Raw genomic sequence first — 26,200 nt, forward strand, 5'->3', positions numbered from 1 at the left:
ATGACTATTCTCAACCCCGAAGCCCTGGCCGAGCGGGCCAACAACCTGGGCAGCTTTAACGGCATGGAGCTGGTGCTGGTGGAGCTGACCCCAGCGATCGCCCCCACCGAAGCCCACCTGCTGGTGCATTTCTTCAACAACCAGGAGCTGGCTGATATTGTGGCCGATGTGACCGCTGACCCTGCTCTGGCGCGGCAGATTTTTACCATCACGGGCGGCCAGCGGATTCGGGGGGGCGATCTGGCGGGCGAGGTGCAGGTGGTGGCGGTGGCAGCCACCAGTGATCCTAACGTGCTCGACCTGACCGTGACCCCGATCGGCGACTATTCCACCTACACCCTCAGCCTCGATCGCGAGAATATCGACCCCATCTTTAGCGAGCTGCCCTTTAAGTTTCGCCCCGGCTGCTTTACCAACAACTGCGCTCCTGACTGGGAGCCGGGGGCAGCTCCGCTAGACAACCCCACCATTGACTACCTGGCCAAAGACTACGACAGCTTTCGCCACACCCTGATGGCGGCCATGGCCCAGCGGGTGCCGGGCTGGCAGCCCACCAGCGAGGCTGATTTGGATCAGGTGTTGCTCAGCCTGTTTAGCGCCGCCGCCGATGAACTCAGCGATTTTCAAGACCGGGTGATGGGCGAAGCCTACTGGAGCACCCTGCGTAAGCGGGTTTCTCTGGCCCGCCACGCCCGCCTGGTGGATTACCACGTGCACCAGGGCAACCAGGCCAGCACCTGGCTGGCGCTGATTTTGGGGGCTGGGGAGAGTCTAGAGCTGCCCAAACCCCATCCGGTGCTGCCTGACGTGGCCCTGCCTCTGCTGGTGTGGGCTGGCTCTCCAGATTTCAACGAACCGGTGGCGGTGGTGTTTATGAGTCAGCCTCCCCTGGGAGAGCCGCAACAGTTGGATAGCCTGGTCAACCAGATGGGCCTCTACACCTGGGATGGCGCGATTCCTGCACTGGCGGCGGGCAGCACCCAGGCGGATCTGCTGCTACTTGCCAACGGCCCCGATGGCCCCGGTATCCCCATCGTTGACGAAGCCTCGGCTCGGCAGGTGGAGGATTTAGTTCGCACCGGAAAAATCCCCACCCTGCTGATTCAAGAACGGCTGAACCCGGCCACGGGGGAATTGGCGGGTCGCAACCCCAACAAGCGCCAGCTCCTGCGGCTGCTGCCGGGGGCAGCCGGGGCCACGGCCAAGCTCGACCCGCTGAGAACTATTTGGTATGTGGAGGTGCACTGGCGGCAGGAGGACGCGCTGAGGTTCAACTACTGCTTTACGGTGGGCTGTGCGGGCGGTGCTATCGAGCATGTGTCACTCTTCCACGGCAATCTGGTGCCAGTGCACCATGGCAGGCCCCGTGAAATTCTGTTTGAAGAGCCGGTGGCACCGCTGGATGAGGGACGCTTCTATTTTGAGCGCACCGATCGCTGGGGCACTCTTTGTCGCCTGCCCGCCGAACCCCTGGCCTACCAGAACACGCTGCCGGGGGGCGAAATTCCCCCGCTCTCGACCCTGGCGGTGGAGGTCATCACTGAAGGCCAAGCCGACCCGTGGGATGAGGTGATCGACTTGATTCACAGCGATGACAGTGCGGAAAACGGCGATCGCTTCATGGTCGAAATCGACGAGCTGGGCCAGAGCCTGCTGCGGTTTGGCAACGGCATCAACGGGCGCGCCCTGCCACCAAATGCCCAGGTGCGCTGCCGCTATCAGGTGGGTCGGGGGCTCGACGGCAACATCGGCTACGATCAGCTCCAGTTTTTCAACGGCGGCACCTACCCAGAAATTCTCGCCTGCTGGAACCCCTTCGACGTGGTGGATGGCCGCGCCCCGGAGCCCGCCGCCGAGGTGCTGCGCCGCGCCCCCGAAGCCTACCGCTTCCGCCAGCTGCGGGCGGTGACGCTGAAGGACTACGTTCACCGGGCCGAGGAACTAGCCGGGGTGTCGCGGGCGGCGGCTCGCTACGCCTGGACGGGGAGCTGGCGCACGGTGCAGATCGCCATCGACCCGGTGGGCACGACGACGCTTTCGAGGGAGCTGCGGGAAAAACTGGCCCGCCACCTGGATGCCGTGCGGCTGATTGGCGAAGACCTGGAGATTCGCCCGCCCCGGTTTGTGCCGCTGGATATTCAGGTGGCCCTGTGCATTCACCCCGACTACTGGCCAGAGGATATTCGCTTTGTGCTGGAGCAGGAATTTTCCGACGGGTACACCCCGGACGGACGGCTGGGCTTCTTCCATCCCGATTTATGGACCTTTGGGCAGCCCCTCTACGCCAGCCAGATTGCCGGGCGGGTGCAGGCGGTGGCGGGGGTAGAACATGTGATTTCTATGGTCCTCAAGCGCTGGAATGAGGCCACGCCGGGCACCGAGGCGATCGCTACTCTGCGGCCCAACGAGATTATTCAGGTGCGCAACGACCCCGATCATCAGGAAATGGGCGCGATCGCATTCGACATTCGAGGAGGCCGCCAATGAGTGACCCTTGCCGCAATGACTGCCCCGAGCCGCTGGGCTTCCCGAAACGGCTGTTTAACCGCCCCGGCCTGAGCCAAATCGACTACCGCATTGGCACCTACGCCGACATCCGCGCCGCCCTGCTGCGCCAGCTCGACGCTGACTCGCTGCTGCAAGACTGGACCCACCGCGAAGCTGACGACCCCGGCATTGCCCTGCTGGAGGGGGCGGCGATTCTCGGTGACATTCTCACCTTTTATCAAAACCTCTATGCCAACGAGGCCTATTTGCGCACGGCCCAGTGGCGCGAGAGCGTGGCCGACTTGGTGCGGCTGCTGGGCTATCGCCTGTCGCCCGGCCTAGGCGGCAAGGCCACTTTTGCCGTGGGCATTAAGGGCACAACGCCTGTGGTGGTGCCCGCCGGGTTTGGCCTCAAAGCCCAGGTGGAAGGCTTGGCGAAAACCGCTGACTTCCAGACTGAGGCGGAGATTATCGCCTACCCGGCCCTGTCGCAGTTTCACCTCTATCGCCCCTTTCAGCTGCCGAGCATCGACAACGGCACCTCACGGTTTTCTACCGAGACAATTGCGCTTCAAACTACAGGGGTTGAGCTAAAAAAAGGCGATCGCCTATTTCTGGCGAATGTGCCGACCAATCCCCAGACTGAACGGCAAATTGTGGTGGTTAAAGAGATTCAAGAACGATTTGACCGCACAGAAATTGTCATTGAGGGCAGTTGGCAGCAGAATTTTGCTGGCCAAGTGGTCAGTGCTTATAAACTAGGCCGCTCCTTCCGCCATTTTGGCTATAACAGCCCCCCCGAATTTGTTCGACTCCAAGGTGATACCGCTGTGTCTACAGCGGTTAACTTCAGTCGGCAGATGGGGCCAGTACCCGGCATTCTCATCCTGTTTTTAGATGGCTATAGCCCGCTCAACAGCTTTAAAGCGCTACCCCTCGATGCTCAGGTAGACGACCTGACGGTGGGAACAACGCTGCTGGTGCAATTAATTCTAAATAGCCAGCCAGCGTTTGATGGGCGATCGGTCAGCGGCGAAACCTACTTCTTTGAGCGGAGCATTCAACAGGTGAATCAGGCTTCTGTCACGCGGGGAGCCATCTCAGGAGGCACCACCATAGTCGAACTAAATGCCAATTTAACGACTGGCAATAAAGCCTATACCGACATTCGCAGCGTTGAAATGCTGGAGGTTATTGGCCAGCGATTTACCCTCCAGGGAGCTTATCAAGAAAAAGCCTCTGGAGATCTGAGGACGCTGTTTTTCTTTGGTGACTTTGCCAGTTATAAACAGCTCAACAACCGCTCTCTGGCCTTTGCAACATCAGCGGGAATGGCCGAGATTTTGACCTCAACCCTGCCATCCGGTGATCTTGATCCCGATGGGCACATCAAGCTGCGCCCGGTTTTGCTGCCAGAGTTTGAAACTTCCGTTGACATCAGCGATTTTTCCCTCTTGAGCGAGCCCAAAATCACTGTCTACGGCAACCTGGTTGAGGCCACCCAGGGCAAGCTCGAAAAAGAAGCGGTGCTGGGCAACGGTGACGGTCGCCAGGTATTCCAGACCTTTAAGCTGCCGAAGGCCCCCCTCACCTACTTTACCGATAAGGGCGAGACACCCCCGGAGGTGCCCGAGTTGGAGATCTTCGTCAATGACCAGCGCTGGACGCGGGTGCAGTCGCTCTTTGGCCAAGACCCCAAGGCCGAGGTCTACATCGTGCGCGAAGACGCCAACGGCGAGAGCTGGGTGCAGTTTGGCGACGGCAAAACCGGGGCGCGGCTGCCCTCGGGGGTGAAAAATATCAAGGCGCTGTTTCGCACCGGCACGGGAGCCTATGGCCCGCTCAAGCCCGAGACTAAGGTGCAGGCCAGCGATCGCCTCACCGGCCTCGACCAGCTCTGGCTGCCGGGGGTGGCCAGCGGCGGCACCGAGCCCGAAAGCGGCGATAGCGCAAAAGTCGCGGCCCCCGGCAAAATTCAAAGCCTGGGGCGACTGGTGAGTTTGCAAGATTTTGAGACCGAAGCGCTGGCGATCGCGGGCGTCACCAAAGCCACAGCTGCCTGGCAGCTGGTGGATAACCTGCCCTCGGTGGTGCTCACCGTGCTGATGGAGAATGGCCGCGAAAAAGAACTCGCCGAAGTTCAGGCCATGCTCAACGCCTACAACCGCTGCCGCGGCCCCCAGCGGTTCCCGATTTTGGTGAGGCCGGGGCAGGTGCGCTACCTCTACCTACGGCTGGTGGCCAGCCTGCACCCCGCCTTTCGCCAGGAGCTACTCAGCCAATCTATCCACACCGCCCTGGGCACCAGCGGCACCTCAGGATTGCTCAGCCTCAGCCAGCGGCGCTTTGGCCAGGCTGAATATGCCACCCGCATAGAGGCCACTGTTCAGCAGGTGGAAGGGGTGGTCTGGAGCCGAGTGGAAGCCCTGGGCTGGTTCTCGCCCACCGATAAGCCCGCTGAACTAGCCTACCCCAACCCCGAAGCTGATCTGGCTGTGGTGCCCTGCGGGGCCGATCAGGTGCTGGCGCTGCTGCCCCAGCACGTGCAGCTCCAGTTTGCCGCCGCCCCCCAGGAGGACTGTTGAGATGTCAGATCTAAGTGAATCTAAACGAGTGCCCCTGTACGATCGCCTGCCGCAGATCTACCACATCCGCGATGCCGAGCAACGGCCACCGGGGCAGCTTCAGCACTACCTGGCCACGGTGGAAAACGTGTTTGGCGACATCCACGCCAACATCGAAGCCCTTTACCACGACCTGTTCATCGACACCTGCGACGAGTGGGTGATTCCCTACATTGGCGATCTGCTGGGCACCACCCACCTCAAGGGCGATGCCCGCACCCTGCGCGCCGACGTGGCCGACACCATTTCTCTGCGGCGGCGCAAGGGCACCCTGGGGGCGATCGAGCGACTCACTTACAACCTCACCGGCTGGGGCATCCACGGGGTCGAGCTGCGCGAAAACCTGCTGTGGAACCAGCACCTCAACCACCAGCGGCCCGATGCGGGCGGCGACCCGCCCTACGGATTGTCCACGGTGACTCGCTTTACCCCGATTCGCGGTGGCACCGCTACCCTGCGCGACCCGGCCATGCTCAGCCTGGTCAACACCCCCTTCGACCCCTTTGGCCACACGGTAGATGTCAAACCACCCGCTCTGGATGCGATTCGCTACAACCTACCCAACCTGGCGATCTTTCTCTGGCGGCTGGCGGCCTATCGAGTGGCCGTGTCGCCCCCATTAATTCGCGCCGTCATCGACAACAGCGCGGCGGGCACTGGGGCCAGCTTCATCGTGCGGGTGGATGTGCATCCCCTGGGGCTGCCGGTGCGACTGCTTAACACCAGCCGATTTGACCCGAACCTTCAGCCTCCCGTGGTTTCTCAACTGGATGCCACCCCTGGCCCCGTGCCCCTGGCTCGGCTCACCGAGGATTCGGAAGCTGGTGCTCCCGAGCAGTACGTGCTGGTGGAAGACTACAACCCGATCGCCCTGGCCAACCCCGACTTGGAAACCCTGGAGCGCATTGACATTGGCGAGGTGGGCCTTCAGCTCCACCTACCGCAGCCAGAATTTAGCGATCGCCCCTGGCCTCGCACCGACCCACCCTCCGTCTGGACTTTGCGCGGCGAAAACCTCTGCGCCTGGGAAACTGGCCTGGCTCGCCCCTTTGAGAACAATGAAATCGCCGTTGACCCGGTGATTGGCCGCCTAATCATTGGTGTGGAGACCGCTGAGGAGGCCGAGGCCCTGGAAACTGGCCTATTGCTCACCTACACCTATGGGGCGGTGGGGCCGGTGGGTGCCCATCCCATTTCTAGGGGCGCTATTCCTACCACCTTTCAGGGCGAGACTGTCGAAGTGCGCCCGGTGAATTTTCATGTGGATCCTAACGGGTTGCAGGCGGCTCTAAGCAATATTCAAGATTCCACAGTGCCCATCGTGGTCGAAATTCGCGACAGCATGGTGCACGAGCTGGATCTGGGGGCGATCGCACCTCCCTTCCCCGAAGCCGGTGGCCCCAACCTGCGCCTTAACCGCAGCCTGATCATTCGCGCCGCCAGCGGTCAGCGCCCAATTCTTCGCCTGGCCCAGCCCCTGCGAGTTCGCCCCACCCAGGTATTTGACGCCGATCCAGCGGTACAGAACCAGCTCAACGGTTTGATGGATCGCCTCACCCTGCGGCTGGAGGGACTTTATATCACGCGGGATGCCGCCTTTCCGGCGGGGGAACCGCTGATCGCTCGCGCTGCCCTGCACAGCCTGGAGCTGGTGAACTGCACTCTGGAGCCGGGCGGCTTTCTGCAACTCGACGGCGATCGCGCCCCCATCCTACCCGCCCTCCAGTTAGCTAACGACTATGGTTTTGCCGACGCCGATGAACTAGAGGCCTTTAACCAAACTCCCGAAATTCACCTTAACCGCACCGTCAGCGGCCCGCTGCAAATCGACACCGGCTACTGCCTGTTTCTCACCGATGCTTTACTCGATGCCGGGAAAGGCGTGGGGGAAGACCCCGAAGAGGCCTTTGCGGTGGCGGGGTTTGGTGCCCTGCCTGAGGAGCACTGGGGGCCACCCACCGTGGTCAACGGCCTGACCGTGCTGGGCCGTATGCGGGTGCGGGAAATTCGCGGCAAGGGCGGTATTTGGGTGCATGCCCTGGAGGTGCTCAACAACCAGAAGGGCTGCCTCAAGTTCAGCTACTTTTCGGGTCAGGGCGATCGCCTGCCCCAGCACCACGCCTGTGTCTTTGGCACCGAGGCGCGGCTGCGGTTTACCAGCGAGTTTTTTGGTCAGCCCGGCTACGGCCAGCTGGCCCGCACCAGCGATGTTCGCATTCGCGATCGCGGCCCTGGCGACGACGCCATGGGTGCCTTTGGATTTTTGCTCGAAGCCCATAAATGGAGAAACCTCCAGATTCGCTACCGCGAATTTATGCCTGTGGGTGTGAGACCGCTACTCATTCCAGTGACCTGAGGAGGCCCCCATGAAAGGTGATTTTTCCAACTGGTATTTTGACCCCAACGACAACTTCAACGGCGTTTTAGAACAGCAGGGCCGGGTGCGCCTCGATCGCGACGGGCTGGCCCAAACCCAGATCACCACCCACTGGCAAGACACCGCCGGGCAAGACATCATTGGCCCCGGCGTGATGGCGATTCCCACCAGCGGGGTGAATGCCTTTAAAGTCACCACCGCCAGCCTCAACGATGGGGCCGTCGTCCTCACCCTGGGCTCTGGCCACGGCTGGGCCGATGGCCTGCTGGTCCACCTCAACGGCAGCGACCCGGTGACGCGGGTGGCCACCTATCTAGCGCCTCCGATTCAATCCCCGGGGGCCACGGTCGATAGCATCGACGACAACGTACGCGATGCCGTTGTGCTGGAGGTCTGGCGTGAAGAAATTAACGGCTTTCAGCGCCCCGATCTGCTGATCGAACCGGCCCTGGGCGGCCCCGACACCACCGAGCGCATGCACACGGCCATGGCCCTGCGCCTGTTTCGGCTGCGCCCAGGCCAAACCTGCCGCAACATCCGCAGCCTGCTGAAGGACAATTTCGACAACCTGGGCAAACTCACGGTCTCGCTTCAGCCCACGGAGGTGATCGACGGCGACTGCCCCGTGGTGGCCGGGGGCGGCTACACCGGCTTTGAGCACCTGCTCTACCGCCTCGAAATCGCTCAGCTCGACACCGGCATCCCCAGCTTTAAGTGGTCGCAGTTCAACGGCGGGCTGGTGGGCCGAGGCCTGTTTGACACCACTGACCCCGCGACCCCCCGCGTGCTGATTACCGCCAACCTCCAGGCGATCGCCACCAGCGGGCTCGACCAGTTCTACCTAGAAACGGTGGAGTTTGACCCGCTCGCCCCAGCCACCCCCGGCCTGGGCCACTGGCGCGTCACCTACGGAGCACCGGCCACCCTCAACAACGACAACGAGCTGGAGCTGGCCGCACCCCTGTTTGGCGCCCTTCCCGGCAGCGGCAGCACGGTCTTCTTTCGACTGTGGAATGGTGTGCGCGCGATCGCCGACTTTTTGGCCCCCGTGCCCGGCGGCGACCCCACCGACCTGCTCGACGGCATTCGCCTGGTGTTTGACGCCCCCGCTGCCGCCAACTACCGCCCCGGCGACTACTGGACGTTTCCGGTGCGGGCCGGTGAAATCGGCAACCCCGAAACCCTGATCGACGCCCAGCCCCCGGCGGGCATCCACTACCACCGGGTGCCCCTGACGGTGCTCACCTGGAATGCGGAGCGCCGGCTAACCTTTGAGGCCGGAGACATTGAAGACTGCCGCGATGTCTTTAACCCCCTCACCAACCAGCGGGTGTGCTGCACCTTTACCGTGGGCGATGGCCGCTCGACCCACGGCGACTTTGACACCATTGAAGACGCCCTGCGCCACCTGCCGAGCCAGGGCGGCGAGATCTGCCTGCTGCCCGGCCTGCACGAAACCAACGCCCAGATTGAAAACCGCCGCCACGTCAAAATCAAAGGCTGCGACTGGCAAACGCGGGTGGTGCCCCGCGATCGCGAAGCGCCGATCTTTCAAGTGGTGGATAGCCAGAACATTGCCCTGGTACACATGGATTTGATCACCCTGGGCGGGGTGGCGATCGCCCTGCGCGGCAGCGAAAACAACGCCCTTAAGGATGTTGAAATTGGCCACAACCGCTTCATTGCCTGCGAACGGGCCATCCACGTGCAGCGGGGCAACGGCATCCAAATTCACCACAACCTGATCCGCATGCTCAACAAGGTAGATGCCGGAGTGGCCATCTACCTGCACGCCGACGACAGCCGCATCGAGCGCAACGACCTGGGGGTGATTCCTTCCCCCAGCCTGCCCCCCATCGACCCGCCCGACGGCGAAGAAGTGCCCGACCCCACCGACCCCTGCGCCCAGCTAGAGCTGATCTATACGAATATTCCGGTCTTTACGGCCTACATTACGCAAATTTGGGCAATTAGCCTGCTCTTTCTCCCCAGCAACCCCTTCCGCGCCTTGGGCGGCATTCAGGTGGCTGGCGGCTCAGAACGGGTAGCCATTCTCGACAACAAAATCAACGGCGGGGCGGGCAACGGCATCGCCCTGGGCACCTCCCTAGCCGACTTCTTGGCCGAGCTAGACACCGCAGCCGACGATCGCGTCTTCACCATCGAGCACCGCGAAAAGCAGATCTGGGGCGGCGTGCGCCTGAATGGCGTGCCCCAGGCCAACATTGCCCTTCAGTTTGAGCGCAGCGACGGGGCGCGGCTGACGGCGACCAGCGGCAGCGCCGGAGATTTTTTGATTACCGCCGACCCCGCCCCCTACGAGGTGTCGGTGCTGTCGCCGGGGTATGCGATCGCCGCCATCACCCCCCAGAGCCGCGAAGAATTTGGCACCTTTTACCAGATTGACCTAGAGCGCTCCGAGCTAGATCTGAGCGAGCTGCTGGCCTTTATCTACGACCTCACCATTCGCCATAACACCATTTCGAACATGGGCCTCTCCGGTATTGGGCTGCCTACGGTGGAGATTCCCGACGACCCGGCCAGCAAAAATCGGGTGCTCTCTCGCCTGCTAGGCTTCTACGCCCAGGTGCTGCGCGTCTTCGGAAACCCCGTGCTGGGGTTAGACATCACCGAAAACCACATTTCCCAGTGTTTTCAGAATCCCCTTACCCAGGCGCTGCGGGACTTGATCGGTCAGCGCGGGCTGGGGGGCATTTCCCTCGGTCTCTGCGCCGATGTCACCATTCACCGCAACCGCATCGAGAAAAACGGCGTGGTGCACACCAAACCCACCTGTGGCGTCTGGATCTCCTACGGCGAAGAGGTAGAGATCACCCACAACACCATTGCCGACAACGCGCCCTTCGCCAGCACTACCAGCGCCCTGGAGCCTGGCCAGCGCAACGGCATTGCCCTGATCGCCTCCTCCCTCTCGATTCTGAACTTCTTGCTGGGCGAAAAACGCGATCGAGCGGCCCTAGTCACCCGCCGCCCCGCCGCCCGCATTCAAGACAACAGCGTCGATCAGCCCGCCGGGCGCGCCCTCACACTGCTGGCCTTTGGCCCCGTCACCCTGCTCAACAACCAGTTCAACAGCGAGCTGGCGGGCCTCACCTCCCTAGAACGTGCCGTGGGCAGCATTTTGGTGCTCAACCTGGGCGGCCTCAACCAGGCCGGGAGCTTCATTGGCGGCGGCACTACCGCTCCCACCACGGGCTTAAATTCCTTTGCCAGCCGTCAGCCCAACTTCCAGCGCGACTCGATCTTCCGCCTGCCCAACGGCCATACCCTGTTCAACAGCAACCAAACCCGCCAGGGCCTCGACCACCAAAGCCTGATCGCCAACCTGCTCTGGACCGCCGATGACCTCGGCTTCGACGGCAACCAGGCCGAGGCCCTCACCCCCGGCTTCCCCCTCAGCGACAACATCAGCGCCTTAATCAACACCGGCCTGCTCGCCGCCACCCTCCGCGCCACCGACAGTCGCCTGAAAGAACCGCTACGCTCACCCCAATCCGCCATCCAATTTTCTCTGCTGACGCTAAGTACACTGATGAATACCACCACCATGAATCAGGGCAGCCACTGCATTGTAGCCAACAACTTGGCTCCGGGCCGCGATGCGATCGCCAAAGGCAACCAGGTTCTCGACCCCACCTTCTGCCCCCGCTTTAACGAACTTCAAGACTTCAACGACACCAACGGCTAATAGCTCTAGCCCTCCACGGTGCATTGCTTTGCGAATGCACCCTACACAACTTCAAGACTTCAACGGCTAATTTTGAATTTGATTAAACCTACCCTCCCCATCTCCCCCATCTCCCTACCCCCCACCTACCCATGTTCACCAACTCTCGCGCCAGTGCCAACCGCAACGACTCTAGCCAGGTTGCCCAACACCTCCTGCAAGCCCTGGCCCTGGCCTCCACCGCCCAGGTAGAAGGACTGCAACAGACCCGCGATACCCAAATCGTCCTGGGGACACTGCTGCAAACCGAGGCCCAGCGACTAGGGAAAAAGTATGGGGCTGACCATGATCGGGTGCAGCAAATTAACGCCAGCCTCCAGCGCAACGCCACCGTTATTAAAGACCTGGAGGTAGAGCTGGAAATTGTTACCATTCAACCGCCCGAGGTGGACGACAAATCGGCCCTGGTGCAGGGGCGAGTGACTGACCAGAGCCGTCAGGGCATCGCTGGATTAATCGTCTTTTTGGGCAATGGGGAGCGCAAACCCTACCGCTTTTTGGGCGCAGCAGAAACCGATCTCTCCGGATATTTCGCCCTTCCCATCGCCCCCGACGCCCTAGCCAAGGTGGTAGAAGCGGCCCCAGACGGAGTGTTTTTGACGATTGGCACGCGCCAGGGCAACGTGGTTCATCAGGGAGCTGAAGCGCTTCAGCTCAAGGCGGGCGATCGCCCAACGCTAGAGGTCACCCTCGATCGCAACGACCTGGGCACAGGCCCGGTGTGCCCGCCAACAGAGCCGCCTGTAGAGCCGCCCGTGAAGAAAGACTGGGTGGTGCGGGGGCTGGTGGTAGAAGCCAGAACCGGCGCGGCGATCGCCGGGGTGCAGGTCAACGCCATCGACAACAACCGCCGCTTTGACGACAAGCTCGGCTCGGCCATCACCGACGCTAAGGGCGAGTTTCGCATCACCTATGCCTTTCAGAGCCCCGCAGGCACCACCGAGCGCGGCCCCGATCTGTATATAACGGTGATTGACGAGACCGGCAAGCAGCTATTTTCTTCCCAGAAAGAGCTGCGCCAGAACGCCAGCCGCGATGAGGAGTTTAAGGTTGCGATCGCCCCTCAAACCGCTCCTGAGCCGCCCGAGCCGCCCAACCTGCCCCTTGATGGCTCCGTCCTCTGGTTTGAAACCCGCTCCACAAAACTCCGTCAGGATGACGAGCGACTGAATGGCGAACGGTTGCTGAAATTGGCTATCCAGCGAGCCCAAACCTTTGTGCGCCAAAACCCCACCGGGCAAATTGCCCTGCACGGCTACGCCAGCACCGAAGATGGCCCCCGCGAAGAGGCTCTGGCCCTTTCCCAAAAGCGGGCCGAGGTGGTGCAGAGGGCACTGGTGCAGTCGAATGTTCCTGCGGCCCAGCTTGCGGTTACCGGTCACGGCATTAATGAAACCTATGCCGAGGTCAAACTCAACCAGCGGGTTGAACTGGTGATGGCGGCAGGTCGCCCAGGGGTAGATCGACCGAGCGATCGCCCCGTAGTGGAGAGACCCGTAGGCGATCGCCCCACCGTCGATCGCCTGGTAACTCGCCCTATTGCCAACCCGGGCAGTCATCCGGGCAATCCTGAACGCCCTTGAGGAGGTTTCCCCATGGCCCACGCCCTAGCCCACAAATCAAGCGCTAAAGACCCGACATCGGTGGCCAAAAAGCAGTCATTGCCCAGGTTTTCTCCATCGCCATTGTCTACCGCCATGCCAATATCTCAGCGGCAGACAAGTTGTGCCTGCGGGGGGAAATGTCCCCATTGTCAGAACAAAGTAGCAATGCCATCTACGTTAAAAATTGGTGCCGCCCACGATCGCGACGAACAAGAGGCCGATCGCATTGCCGATCAGACCATGGGCACCTCAGGAGCATCCGTTCAACAACCAGAGACGGAGGACAAGCTAGCGGTTCCTTCCACAGTCCAAGCGGCGTTGCGATCGCCCGGTCAACCCCTCAATCCGATCACCCTCGCCTTCATGCAGCCGCGCCTGGGTCACGATCTTTCGCAGGTGCGCTTGCATACGGGAGCGGCAGCCGCGAGATCGGCGCAGGATGTCAACGCCAGGGCCTACACCGTGGGGCAAGATATCGTGTTTGCCAACCAGGAGTATGCGCCCGCCACCACCGCTGGACACAAGCTCTTAGCCCATGAGTTAGTCCATACGATCCAGCAATCTAGCGGGTCAGCCATACGCCTCCAACGCACAATTGGCGATGGGCACGACCTTCAATCGCCCCGTTTCGCAGGCGATGCTGTCCTTGAGGCTTGCTTTGACAACGAGCGCTTTTTACAGTTTGGCCACCAAGGCCCGGCTGTTAGCAAGGTTCAGCAGGCCCTTGTTGATGCTGGCTTTCCGCTGCCGGTTTTTGGAGTCGATGGCATCTTCAAGGCCGAAACCCGAACTGCCGTGCGAGACTTTCAGCAATCGCATGGGCTAGATCCTGATGGCATCGTTGGGCCACTGACTATGGGAGCTTTGGATGCCCAGTTTGCCGCTGCCCCACCTGCCCCGGCTCCTGTACCACCCGCTCCTGCTCCTGTACCACCTGCCCCTGCTCCTGTACCGCCCGCTCCTGCTCCTGTACCACCCGCCCCTGCTCCCGCGCCACCTGCTCCTGCTCCTGCGCCCCCCGAAGCGATCACAAGTCAAACAGTTGCCACGTCGCCGGGGGTGCAGACGCGCACCACGATTGGCGTGGGCGAGCAAGTCAACCTCACCCACGCCCCAGGTAGTGCCGCCTGGACTACCACTGGCGGGACGCTCTCTGCCGCCAATGGAGTCACGGTCATCCTAACGGCTCCAGACACAGCACAGACGATCACGGTCAGGGCTGGAGCGGCGACGCTTGCGTTTACCGTCGTTGCCCCCACCTCCGTTGCCATGGATCGCCAGCCCGGTACGGGGGTCAAACATAGTGTGAACCGAGCAGACTCTGGAATTCAGACGCGGGTATTTCTTGGCCCTGATACCGTCAACTTTGGCCGAGCCAGATATCGCGAGTTGGATGTGAATGCGATCGCCACAGTTCCGGGAGCTTACTCATGCTTTGCTGTTGGAGTCGCTCATTGTGGTGCGGGCGGCAGTGGAGCGCCCTGTCCAGATAAGGCGCTTACCAATACGGTAATTGCCGGTAAAGGAACACAGTCTCTCCTTGGGGACTGTGCCTACTCAGGGGCTTGTGGTGGATCTCCTCCGTTCACACCAGGAAGCATCACATTTAACATTCCCTATGAATACAAGGTGGGTACCGGTGCCTTCCGCACTATTGCCACGATCACCCAGGTGCATACTCTCGCTGCTGATGCCTCCACCCTAACCTCTAGTAAGGCTGGAGCAAATGGCTCAACTACCGTGGCTGCCGCGACTCTCTCAATACCGCAATGTCCTTAATTGATCTATGGCCTACTTCGGAAGCTTTGCGGGGCCGCTAATGGTTACAGTTTGCCTATTCACTGCGCCATCAATGGAGAAGGCCTTGGGCGTTATGGATGTTACCGATCGACAAATAGCAGAAAACTTTGCCGCCTTTGAGGCAGATCAGAACCCAGCGCCGATATACGACGCCCTAGATTTGATCGAGGCGGCTGAACGAGATTTACAAATTGGCGACACAGCAGCACGCCAGCAGGCGATCGCACGGCGACTCCGTTTTTTTGCGGCGCTAGATCAGGCGATCGATCCCGCATGGGATCCTGAACGTTTACCCATTAGGGGCGTCGCTCCGCCGTCAACGACTGGTATTGTTTACTCCTCCGGGGAGGTCGATCCAGCAACTATTCCAGATCCGACGGTGCGGGCCGAATACGAGCGGGCACTCAAGGCCAGCAAAGACTACGAAAGGTGGTACGACGTTCAGTTTCAGCTGCGGCAGATCGATGAGCGAGCCATGCGTTTTGTCGAGTTATTTTTGGCCGAGAGATACACCCGCTCAGGGGAAGATAGGCAGGAGTTTGAGGCGTTGTTAGCGGCGTCACCCGTGAGTCTATTGCGCCAAGAAAGACTGCGGGCGATCGCACCCTAGTCTCCTACGAATCGAGCGTTGCCAGTTCAGAGTATGCAGCAACGGTTAAGCGCGATGCCGAAACAGGTGCCTAGCACGCTGGGTGGGTTGAGGCCCAAAACCCAACTCACCCACAACAACCCATCCCTCAGGTTAAGGAGGAGGCCCTAAATCGATGAGAACCATAGCGGCTAACCAACCTGCCAGAGATTTGATCCAGCAGCAGTCGTTGGGGGTTCGTGGGCTATCGCAGCCGATTGTCCCGCTCTCGACGGGCATTAGTCTACCGCGCCAATGTGCCTGCGGCGGTGGCTGCCCTCGTTGCCAGACCGTTCAAACGCTACCCAGCAATCTCCAGACCAAACTCACCATCAGCGAGCCGGGCGATCGCTACGAACAAGAAGCCGATCGCATCGCCGACCAGGTGATGGCTATGTCAGCCCCCGCTGAGCAGGGCCAGGTTAAGCCAGAGACCAGGGAGAGCGGCGTGCAGCAGCAGGCGATTTCCCATCGAGGTGCCGCTGCTTCACCACCGGCCTCGACTGAAGCCCCAGCAGGGGTAAATGATGTTTTAAACTCCCCCGGTCATCCCCTTGACGGGGCAACCCGCAGCTTTATGGAAACCCGTTTTGGGCAAGACTTTGCCGGGGTGCGAGTGCATACCGATGGCGCGGCTGGGCAATCGGCGCGGCAGGTCAATGCCCAGGCGTTTACTGTGGGCCAAGACATTGTGTTTGGGGCAGGGCAGTTTAGCCCCAATACTCACGCAGGACAGCGCTTGATTGCCCATGAGCTGACCCATGTGGTGCAGCAGTCAGGCCCGTTGGCAGCGACGGCACTACAGCGCGACCCAGTTGAGGGGGCGATCGCCCTTGACTATGCGCCCGAGCTAGAGCGGGGTTGGGAAAAGCAAATTCTTGAGGTTCTAAACGACTCAGAAGATGTCGAATTTAAAGAGATTGAGCTACAAGGCATACTGCTGAACGCCGATGTGGATGTCTACGCCGCTCTGTATGCCCGCCTGTCGCCCGACCCTCCACCCAAAAGCGATCGGTTTGCGCACAAATTTAGGCGCACGTTTAGGGGCGCAACCCTCAAGCGCTTGCTCAAACGCTACCGAGAGGTCGGCCAACACTACAGGCCCAAGGTATCAGACCCCAACCCCGAGCTGCCGCCCGATGTAGCGCCTGGGCGACAAACCGAAAAACTGCAAGAAATGGGCCGCATTGACGCACCCAAAGGCGTGTATCTGCGCAGCCGACCTGGCTCAAAAGACACAGACACCCTGCTGCCGTTCGATACCCTGGTAGCCATTGAGCGCAAGACCGTTGAAGCGAAAGGCAAGCAGAGTTGGCTTTACGTCGTAGCCCTGGGAGATGCGATCGGCGGCAGCAATGTCACCGGCTTCGGGTTTGTTGAGGAGTACTTTGTCGCTAGAAAGCCTCCAGAGCCTACGGCCCATCTCTACCGCGTTAAAGCTGGCGACAAGCTCCAAGATATTGCGGCAAAATTCTACGGGCAGAATTTCGGCAAAGGCAACGATGCCCGCCTCTACGTACAGGCTATTTACCACGCTAACCAAGAGCGCGACGTGGTCTTTCGGCAGAAGCTCGATCTCAGCGTCAATCGGGAGGCGCTCAAGACCAGCACCTTAAAGGAAGCGCACGTGCTCTGGCGCGAAGCTCGGGTGGTCGCTGGTCAGGCCCTCTGGGTACCCAGCAACGAATTTGTCCAAAAGCTCAAAGCAGCCGGAATTATCCACCACGCGTCGATTAGCAAAGCGATTTGGGATGCAACAGTGGGGGCAGTGCAGTCGCTAATAGACTGGGCGCAGTATACAGCAGGCTTTGTTGTCGGGCTGTTAGAAGGCGCTTGGGATGCACTGAAAGACTTGTTCACCGGCGCTTGGGATTTGATTAAGGCGATCGGTGCAGTTATCAAGGCCCTATTTAGCAATTGGGATGAGATCAAAGCCTTTGGCAAAAAACTCGAGACGCTTTGGGAAAATAGGACGGATATTCTCGATGCGATCGCCACAAACTTTTTGAAGAAGTGGGAAAACCCAAACGACTACGATCGCGGCAGCTTTCAGGGTGAGGTCTTAGGCTATGTGATGATGACGGCTTTCATCATGCTTGTCACCCTAGGCGCGGGCACGGTGGCGACAGCCGGGGGGCGGCTCGGCAACTTCATCAAGCTCATTCAAATTGCCGATCGATCTGGAGACATCACCACCTACGCCAGCAAGTTGGCGAGTGCTGCCAAGCTACCGGCAAAAGTGGTCAACGAGGCCAAAGGCAAGGTTAAGGGTACTATTTCAACAGCGACAAAGGTGGAGTCTAAAGTACTCCCTAGCACCCACAGTGGCACAGCAAAATTTGATCTGCCTGATGCACCACCACTCCAGCCTCCAGCAGCAAAACCAACGGTTGATGTCAGTAACCCAGCCAAAGAAATCTCATTACCCAATAGACCTGCATCCGATAGAAGGGACGCTTATGATGCAGTGGCATTAGTCAACAAGCAGAAGAATCCTGTCATTAAGGGCGAATCTGGACAGCGTTACATACAAGTTAATAAAGACCACAAAATAATTCAGGTGCCTGACCAAAAGGGAGATGTTAAGTGTGAATATCATTCACCACGGCACATTGAAGTGCCCTGTCCACAAGCTATCTTGGAGGATTTTGCTGAGCGAAGCAGAAGCAGGACAGGGGGCCGATCAGAAGAATTTGAGAAAAGGCGCGGGAGCACAACCCGAACAGAACGCTCAGAGAAAGCGCGCCATAAGGATCCTCTAAAGGGTAAGCCAGAAGGACATCACGGTTTTCCTCAGTATCTCGGTGGCAAGTACGAGCAGGTGCTGATCGATTTACCTCGGGATCTGCATTACCTTTACCACCAAGAGGTAGACAAAGTTCTAAGAATTCCACGCAAGTACGGTTCTGCTTACTATAAAAAACTGGGTAAGGCTGAGATGAATGATATTCTTTCCAAGCTCATGATACATGCCAGGAATTTTGACAGTCGCTATAGAACAGAGATCGCTAAAGCACTTCAGCAAGGCATTCAAGAGACAAATCCTTTAGCAGGCAGAAAATAGACATGAGCTAAATTCGCCCTGCTGAGCTTCATCGGGGGCAGAGGATTCAGCACTCAAGAATAGTTCAGGGGCCTCTTAACTTCTAACCTTGACAGCCCTTCAACCGACGATCGGGCAACTGAACCTGGGCGACTGTCAAAATCTTCAAAATTGAGGAACTGCCCTGCCAGTTGCTGCTGCTGGGGGCCAGCCGTAGTTTACTAATCGATCGCAAGACATCTGCGAACAGTCGCTGGCTGACCCTTGACCTGGATGATTCCTTTTTCCGCAGCAAAACCGCCACCTTTGATCAGATTACGACCTTGTTAACGCAGGAGATCTTGACCCTCGATAGCGAATCCACTGACTTGTTGGGTCGTCTGATGCTAACTTTCTTTTGTCACCGTTAGCTCCTAAGCAATCTTTTGTTTCAAGAGCTTGCCAAGAGCCTAAATGTTGTTGCTCAGGGCTGCTCAGGGCCGCTTCTTTTCCACAGAAAATTTTGGTAGTTCTCAGCTCGCCTCATTCAATAAGGCGAGCTGAGCCTGAACCTCATCGCATGTTTTGCGGTTAACTCCTGAAGGCCAGTATCGGCGATGTTGTACTGCTCCAGTACCTGCTTAAGAACATAGCCTGCTTTGCCTATCCCTCATCATTTCATCTGTTTCTACTCCGCAGTGGGCACATCTGGCTGAGAAGACTCGACCGCAGGCGGCGGTGGTGAGGAAGGCGCAACTGGCTCGGGTAGCGGAGCTACAGGGGCTGGAGTTGGGGGTGCGCTGGGCGTGGGGACAGGCGATGCCACTGGAGGCGGACTTGCCGATGCTGGCTCTGCCTCTACGGGGTCTGCTGGTTCTGGTTCTGGTTCTGGTTCTACGGATTCTGCCTCGGCGGGTTCTGGTTCTGCCTCGGCGGGCTCGGGTTCTGCCTCGGCGGGTTGGGTTGGGGTTGGGGTTGCGGCTGGCTCAGCGGCATCAACGGGTTGGGGCGGCTGGGCCGTTGGTTCGGGGCTAGTCTCAGTCGTCGCGGTTTCGGGGGTGGGGGTAGGTTCTGACGGCAGCTCTACTGCCTGGCGATCGCCCCGACGCCGGGCATCGCGGTTGCGACGCGACCCTTCAATGGTCAGGTCATACTCAATGGGAACGCTGGCTCCGCCGCTGACGGGCTGAAATTGTGAGTTACGGGCGGCCTGAATGGCGGCTTGGTCGATCGCCGGGTTACCACTGGAGCGGGTCAAGGTGACACTGCGAACGCTGCCATCGGGGTTAATATCGACGCTGACCATGGGTTGACCTTCGGCACCGGCATCTAGGGCGCTTTGAGGATAAGCGGGACGCACGCAGTTTTGACAGGCTACAGTGCGCGAACCCTGGCCCGTGCCACTGCCACTGCCGCTACCACTACCGCTGCCGCTGCCACTGCCTGTGCCGCTACCGCTGCCTGTACCACTGCCGCTGCCTGTACCACTACCGCTGCCTGTACCACTGCCGCTGCCTGTGCCGCTACCGCTGCCACCACTGCCGTTGGAAGGAGCAGTGGCGACTCCACTGCCGTCTCCAGCAACACCACCTCCAGCAGCTGCTGAGTCAGCGGCAGTCTGAGCTTGTGCATCGCGCAGACGCTGCAAAAAGTCGCGCAGGTTCTCAGCCTGAGATTCTGTAGACTCAGCAGTTAGAGCTTCTTGCTCTAAATCTTCTGTTTCTGAGGTTTCTGGCTCAGTCTCTGACTCTTCTTCCGAGATTTCTGGCTCTTCTGTTTCTGAAATTTCTGGCTCAGTCTCTGGCTCTTCTTCTGAGATTTCTGGCTCAGCTTCAGGTTCCTCAACGACTGAATCGGCTTGGGTGTCTCGCTCAGGCTTAGGCTTTGCTTCAACCCGTTTTACAGGAGGTGCGACTCGGGCAGGGGCAGGGGGGGCTGTGACCTGAGCTGCCGTAAAATTTCCGCCGCCGCCACCGCCACCGCCGCCACCCCCCGGTGCGGCGTCATTGACTTCAGTGCTAAGTTCAGCGGGCAAGTTTGGGTCGGGAATGGCTTCAGGTGTATCGGGCAGGGGTTCGACGACAACCAGCTCGATTGGCTCAATGTCGTCGGCAGCCAGCCTCTGCCAAAAATCGAGCTGGCTGAGACCAAAACCTATCCCATGCGCCCCCACAGAGCCTAACAGCCCCCAAAGCAGAATCTTGCGGAGTTTTTGCTGCTCGTGCTGGTGTTGTTGACTGCAAATCTCTGAAAGACTCATTAGTGCTTGCCCAAAAAACGGCAAAAATCTTCTTAGCTATATTACACAATCGGCAAACAGTTGCATTAAGGCTGGCATTTTTAATGCCGGATTATCCTTAGAAAAATCCCTAAGAAAATCGAAATTTTAGTCAAAAGCTTCATCAGACAAGGATTTCATGCACTCGCACCCTTAATTTATTCCCTAAAATTGCTGCCAAACACAAACATACTGATGAAAATAATCCTAATTTAACCTTGACATTGGCTCGCAAATCGGGGTGAATGCTTCTTGACACCGTTTTTCAACAAAGGCCTATGGGTACTATTTTTGCGGCGGGCGGCATTGTCATGTGGCCGCTGTTGGGGTTCTCGATTCTGGCGATCGCGCTCATCATCGAGCGGACGGTCTTTTGGTTTCGCATCAATCGCCGCCAGCGTCCAGTCATGCAAGACGTTTTGCGCACCTATCGGCAAGCCCCGATGGATGTGTACCCCAAGCTGCGGCAAAACGTGAATCTGCCCACGGCCCGCATTTTTCTTGAAGCACTGGAGCTAGAAGGTGCTAAACCCAGCCAGTTTCATCTGGCCCTGCTTAGCGCTATGCAGGCTGAGCTACCTCATCTGCGCCGGTTTAATACAGTTTTCGCCACAATTGTCACGCTCTCGCCATTGTTGGGCTTGTTAGGCACTGTTTTGGGGTTGATTGCGGCCTTTAGTGCTTTAGGGATTGGCGATGTCAACTCGAATGCGGCGGCTGTGACGGGCGGCATTGCCGAGGCTCTGGTCTCAACCGCCGCAGGGATGGTTGTAGCCATCTGCACGCTGCTATTTGCCAATTTCTTCAAGGGCCTTTACAAGCGGCAGGTGTCGTTAATTCAAGAGTACAGTGGGCAACTTGAGATTCTCTACGAAACCCACTACGACCGAAAGACTCAGCTTAGGGAAGAGACCTTTGCCAGATAGGGAATAGGTGTCAGGTATTAGGTACCAGATATAGGTCAAAACACCACACCCTCCTACTCTCCCACCCATCCACCCTCCCACCCATCCACTCCTATGTCCTACCTTCCTGAAGAACCAGAAGAAGAGTTTGAGCTCAACGTCGTGCCCATGATTGACGTTATTTTTGCGATTTTGACCTTTTTTATTATGTCGAGCCTGTTTTTAACTCGCTCTGAAGGGCTGCCGGTGAATTTGCCCAAGGCGGTCAGTGCTGAGATGCAAAAACAAGATCAGATCACCGTAACGGTGCAGGAGTCGGGGGATATTGCCTTGAATAAAGAGGCGATCGCCCTGGAAAAGCTACAAACTGGCGTGCGCGATCTGATGGGCACATCCCAGGAATCAGTGATTGTGATCAACGCCGATGAAGCCGTCAACCACGGTCGCGTGATCGCGGTTATGGATGAACTGCGGGCGATTGAAGGTGCAACCCTGGGAATTGCGACTCAGCGAGGAGAGTAGGGATCGGTTCGGTGGTCTTCGATGAATTGATATGAATGCAAAGACAGTGCAATCCCAACCCCTAGCTCTCTCTAAATCACCTGTATCCTTAGCGCTGGGATTAGGGTTGGGCAGTGGTCTTTTGCTGGTCTGTCTACTGTGCAGCATTCTGCTGGGGGCGGCGGATATTGCGCCCGAGACGGTGTGGCAGGCTATCTTTCAGTTTGACGGCTCGACCGAACACTTGATTATTCGCACGGTGCGGCTGCCGCGAGCAATTTTGGCGGTGGTGGTGGGGGCGGCGCTGGCGGTGGCGGGAGCCATCACCCAGGGGCTAACCCGCAACCCGCTGGCCGCACCCGATATTTTAGGCATCAACGTGGGGGCGGCGCTAGCGATGGTGCTGGCGGTGTTTTTGCGGGGCAGCGGCGGCAGCTATGTGGGGTTTGCCTTTGGCGGGGCGGCGATCGCAGCTATCACCGTCTACTGGCTCGGTTCCCTGGGCCGCAGTGGGCTTACCCCGCTCAAGCTCGTCATTGCGGGGGCTGCCTTGTCGTACCTGCTGAGTTCGCTGACCACGGGTATTCTCATTCTTAGTCAGCGCACGTTAGATGAAATTCGCTTTTGGCTGGCGGGGTCGCTGGCGGGTCAGGATATGGCCTCAATGCTGCCGGTGCTGCCCTACATCGCCGTAGGGCTGGCGGCATCTTTGGCGCTGGGGCGACAGCTGACGCTGATGAGCCTGGGGGAGGATGTGGCCCAGGGCTTGGGGTTGCAGACCGCTTGGGTGAAGGTGGGAGCAGCGATCGCAGTCATTCTACTGGCGGGCAGCGCCGTAGCTCTGGCTGGCCCCATCGGCTTTGTGGGTCTGGTAGTGCCCCACGTCGTGCGCTTTGCGGTTGGGGTAGACTACCGCTGGATTTTGCCCTACGCCATGATCACCGGAGGCATTTTGCTATCGGTGGCCGACACCGTCGCCCGCCTGATAATTCGTCCTCAGGAATTGCCGGTGGGCATTGTGACCGCATTGGTGGGGGCACCATTTTTTATTTATTTGGCGCGGTCGAAGATCAAACGATGAGGCACACGTTGATGGTGGGCCGTGCCCACCCTACACAGGCCATTCAACAGTAAGGATTTTGGCGAAACAAGACGGTGCATCGCTACGCGGATGCACCCTACGCTCCCCTCATTCACCCATCCACCCATCTACCCGCCCACCCATGCACCCTTCCAAGCCCTGGCTCTCCATCCGCCCCCGGCGCTTTCCGGTCTCTGTTCGAGTCGATCGGCGGGTTCCGGGTGTGCTCGGCATGTTGATTCTGGTGGCTCTACTCGCTCTGGTCTTCAACGTTAGCCAGGGAGACTATGCGGTGCCGCCGCTGGAGGTGGTCAAAACCATCCTGGGTTTTCCGGCTAGCTCTGACTATGCCTTTGTGGTGAATACGTTGCGTTTGCCCCGCGCCCTGGTGGCACTGCTGGTAGGTATGGGGCTGGCGACGGCGGGGACAATTTTGCAAGGGCTGACCCGTAACCCGCTAGCAGCACCAGAAATCATCGGCATTAATTCAGGCGCTAGTTTGGTGGCGGTGGCGGTAATTGTTCTGTTCCCGCAGGTGGCGACGGGCTGGCTGCCGATCGCTGCGTTTTTGGGCGGACTGGGGGCCGCGATCGCCATCTACCTCCTGGCCTGGAACGGCGGCAGCTCCCCCATGCGCCTCATTCTCATAGGCATCGGCCTCACTTCGCTGACTGGGGCTTTCACCAGCCTGATGATCACCTTCGGGAATATCTACGACGTTAGCCAGGCGCTGATCTGGCTGACTGGTAGCGTCTACGGTCGCAGTTGGGAACATCTCTGGCCGCTGCTGCCCTGGCTAGCGGTATTTTTGCCTTTAACCCTGGTGCTGGCCAGAGATCTCGACACCCTCAACTTGGGCGATAACCTAGCTCAAGGCCTCGGCAGTCGAGTGGAATGGACGCGCAGTTTGCTACTGCTCTGTACCGTAGCTCTGGCTGGAGCGTCGGTGGCCACCGCAGGCACCATCGGGTTTGTCGGCCTCATGGCCCCGCACTTGGCCCGCAACCTCGTCGGCCCTTCCCACGTCGGGTTGATCCCTGCGGCGGCACTGACCGGAGCCTGCATTGTCGAACTCGCGGACATCGTGGGTCGCCTCGCCTTCGCCCCTATCGAGCTGCCCTGTGGGGTGATTACAGCGGTGATTGGCGCACCCTACTTTTTGTGGCTGCTCTACCGCGATCGCAACCAGTAAGGCGAAGAAAATCCAAAGGCAGTAATTCAAAACTCAAAACTCAAAATTCAAACCCTCCCTCCCCATGCTCACCAACACTGCCACCCAAATTGCCCTCACCACTCGCAAGCTCACCCTGGCCTACGACGGCAACGTGATCATTCAGGGGATTGATCTGGCCATTCCCCAGGGGCAGATCACCACGCTAGTAGGGCCAAACGGCTGTGGTAAATCCACACTGCTGCGAGGCATGGCGCGGCTGCTCAAGCCCCAGGGCGGCACGGTATATCTAGATGGCGATGCGATCGCCCACCTGCCCACCAAAGACCTGGCCAAACGCCTGGGCATGTTGCCCCAAAGCCCCGCCGCCCCAGAAGGGCTAACCGTGCGCGAGCTAGTCGCTCAGGGCCGCTACCCTCACCAAACCTGGCTACAGCAGTGGTCAAAACAGGATGAGCTGAAGGTGGAGGAGGCGATCGCCACTACCCACCTGCACGAGTTTGCCAACCGCCCCCTCGATACCCTCTCCGGCGGCCAGCGCCAGCGGGCCTGGATTGCCATGGCCCTAGCTCAAGACACCGACACCCTACTGCTGGATGAGCCCACTACTTACCTCGATCTAGCTCACCAAGTCGAAGTGCTGGATTTGCTCTATCAGCTCAACCGCCAAGGGGGCCGCACGATTGTGATGGTGCTCCATGACCTCAATTTGGCCTGTCGCTATAGCCACCACTTAATCGCCCTGCGCGATGGAGAAGTTTTAGCCCAAGGACAGCCCCAGGGGGTTGTCACCGAGGCACTAGTGCGCCAGGTCTTCGGGCTAGAGAGCCGCATCATTCGCGATCCCGTGGCCGGAACTCCCCTGTGTATACCTGTTAGTCAATACCTGGAGCAGGTCTAGATATAGCGCTATCCCATCAAATAGGGCATTCAAAGATGCTTTAAAGCGGTATTTGAAGCCACGAAAGCGCTCTAGATGTCTTCCGTTTCCCCGATTAAATGGCGAGTTTAATCAGATATTGCTCAATATCGTCTAACACCCACTCCGCCGCTAGGGGGCTGTTGCCTGCCCCCCAATAGTGCCCCACCCCATAGATCTGGTTTTGCTGCACGGCCTTGAGCGACTGCCAAAGGGGATCGGTTTTGAGGCGCTCTAGCTCGGCCTCGGCGGCGGCGGCAATTTCAGGCGTGGCCCCAAAGGTGGAGAGCAAAATCACGTCGCCATCGGCCTCGGACAATGCCTCGCGGCTGATCAGTTTAGTAAACGGCGGCTGTCCAAGGGTGCCGTTATCCTGAGCGGGGGGCCGTGCAAAACCGACATCGGCCAAAATAGAGCCGCCAAAGCAGTTTTTTAGATACAGACTAATCTGACCCGACTGCGCCATTACCCGCACCAAAGAGACCTGCACAGGCGGTTCGCCCAGTCGATTTCTCAGTGCCTTTACTCGCTGTTGATACTGGCTTAGCACCGCTTCCGCCTGGCTCTCCATACCCAGCATCTGACCGTGAAAGCGAAACGGCTGCTGCCAGTCGGCGGTGGTCTGCATCTCAAAGGCAACAGTAGGGGCGATCGCCGCCAGCTTGTCGTAGTTACCCTCTAGCTCCGAGGTAGCCCCGATAATCAAATCAGGCTGTAGAACCACCAACGATTCCAGATTGATCTGCTCGCTCTGCCCTAGGCGGGGCACCCCCAGCAGCCGTTCATCCAGTTCGGGCAGCAGGTTGCTGACCACCCCTATAGGCGTTACCCCTAACGACAGCAAATTACCAGCAGCGGTGTGATTTAGGGCGATCACTCGGCTCGGCTGCATGGGCACACAGGTCTCCCCCAGGGGATGCTGCACCATCCGGCAGTCGGAGGGGGCAGGATTGACGTTGGGGGAAGTCTGACAGGCGATCGCACCCACCGCCACCAGCACCATGAGCAGGCCGTGAAGTAGCCAGTTTTTTAGAGTCATAGATCGTTGTGGATGA

General features: G+C 59.2%; 15 protein-coding genes. 13 read left to right on the forward strand and 2 right to left on the reverse strand.

Features of this window, described 5'->3' with window-relative positions; translation table 11 throughout:
• The 8 genes from H6G07_RS14510 (at position 1) to H6G07_RS14545 (ending at position 18,332) form a co-directional block, all read left to right on the forward strand.
• Positions 1-2,487 carry a baseplate J/gp47 family protein gene (locus tag H6G07_RS14510; RefSeq protein WP_073609000.1) on the forward strand — a complete coding sequence of 829 codons (2,487 nt, stop codon included), beginning with the start codon at positions 1-3 and terminating at the stop codon, positions 2,485-2,487.
• A complete protein-coding gene (locus tag H6G07_RS14515; RefSeq protein WP_073608999.1) occupies positions 2,484-5,072 on the forward strand; it encodes a baseplate J/gp47 family protein in 2,589 nt (862 codons plus the stop codon). The genes H6G07_RS14510 and H6G07_RS14515 overlap by 4 nt, the downstream gene beginning before the upstream one ends.
• Position 5,073: 1 nt before the next feature.
• Positions 5,074-7,467 carry a phage tail protein gene (locus tag H6G07_RS14520; protein ID WP_073608998.1) on the forward strand — a complete coding sequence of 798 codons (2,394 nt, stop codon included), beginning with the start codon at positions 5,074-5,076 and terminating at the stop codon, positions 7,465-7,467.
• A gap of 10 nt (positions 7,468-7,477) precedes the next feature.
• Entirely contained in the window at positions 7,478-11,197 is a 3,720-nt protein-coding gene (locus H6G07_RS14525; RefSeq protein ID WP_073608997.1) for a DUF6519 domain-containing protein, read from the forward strand.
• Positions 11,198-11,328: 131 nt separating this feature from the next.
• Positions 11,329-12,819 carry an OmpA family protein gene (locus H6G07_RS14530; RefSeq protein WP_073608996.1) on the forward strand — a complete coding sequence of 497 codons (1,491 nt, stop codon included), beginning with the start codon at positions 11,329-11,331 and terminating at the stop codon, positions 12,817-12,819.
• A gap of 186 nt (positions 12,820-13,005) precedes the next feature.
• On the forward strand, positions 13,006-14,619 hold the full coding sequence (locus H6G07_RS14535) for an eCIS core domain-containing protein (RefSeq protein ID WP_073608995.1): 1,614 nt from the start codon (positions 13,006-13,008) through the stop codon (positions 14,617-14,619).
• Positions 14,620-14,713: 94 nt separating this feature from the next.
• A complete protein-coding gene (locus H6G07_RS14540; protein WP_190740722.1) occupies positions 14,714-15,250 on the forward strand; it encodes a hypothetical protein in 537 nt (178 codons plus the stop codon).
• A gap of 154 nt (positions 15,251-15,404) precedes the next feature.
• A complete protein-coding gene (locus tag H6G07_RS14545; RefSeq protein ID WP_073608993.1) occupies positions 15,405-18,332 on the forward strand; it encodes an eCIS core domain-containing protein in 2,928 nt (975 codons plus the stop codon).
• 646 nt (positions 18,333-18,978) lie between these two features.
• Here H6G07_RS14545 and H6G07_RS14550 read toward each other — a convergent pair.
• Positions 18,979-20,550: a TonB family protein gene (locus H6G07_RS14550; protein WP_084173216.1), complete on the reverse strand. Its 1,572-nt coding sequence runs from the start codon at positions 20,548-20,550 to the stop codon at positions 18,979-18,981.
• Positions 20,551-20,846: 296 nt separating this feature from the next.
• Here H6G07_RS14550 and H6G07_RS14555 point away from each other — a divergent pair, with 296 nt between their 5' ends.
• From H6G07_RS14555 to H6G07_RS14575, 5 genes are all read left to right on the forward strand, one after another.
• On the forward strand, positions 20,847-21,494 hold the full coding sequence (locus H6G07_RS14555; protein ID WP_073608988.1) for a MotA/TolQ/ExbB proton channel family protein: 648 nt from the start codon (positions 20,847-20,849) through the stop codon (positions 21,492-21,494).
• 93 nt (positions 21,495-21,587) lie between these two features.
• Positions 21,588-21,995, forward strand: a complete 408-nt coding sequence (locus tag H6G07_RS14560) for an ExbD/TolR family protein (RefSeq protein ID WP_073608987.1) — start codon at positions 21,588-21,590, stop codon at positions 21,993-21,995.
• Positions 21,996-22,026: 31 nt separating this feature from the next.
• Positions 22,027-23,055 (forward strand): FecCD family ABC transporter permease, encoded by a 1,029-nt coding sequence (locus H6G07_RS14565; RefSeq protein WP_084173215.1) that lies wholly within the window; start codon positions 22,027-22,029, stop codon positions 23,053-23,055.
• Between the two features lie 142 nt (positions 23,056-23,197).
• Positions 23,198-24,247, forward strand: a complete 1,050-nt coding sequence (locus tag H6G07_RS14570; RefSeq protein WP_073608986.1) for a FecCD family ABC transporter permease — start codon at positions 23,198-23,200, stop codon at positions 24,245-24,247.
• Between the two features lie 64 nt (positions 24,248-24,311).
• Entirely contained in the window at positions 24,312-25,127 is an 816-nt protein-coding gene (locus H6G07_RS14575) for an ABC transporter ATP-binding protein (RefSeq protein WP_073608985.1), read from the forward strand.
• 94 nt (positions 25,128-25,221) lie between these two features.
• Here H6G07_RS14575 and H6G07_RS14580 read toward each other — a convergent pair whose 3' ends face one another.
• Entirely contained in the window at positions 25,222-26,184 is a 963-nt protein-coding gene (locus tag H6G07_RS14580; protein WP_084173214.1) for an iron-siderophore ABC transporter substrate-binding protein, read from the reverse strand.
• Positions 26,185-26,200: the final 16 nt, after the last annotated feature.

The sequence above is a fragment of the Phormidium tenue FACHB-1052 genome (assembly GCF_014696675.1).
GTDB classification, from domain to species: domain Bacteria; phylum Cyanobacteriota; class Cyanobacteriia; order Phormidesmidales; family Phormidesmidaceae; genus Nodosilinea; species Nodosilinea tenuis_A.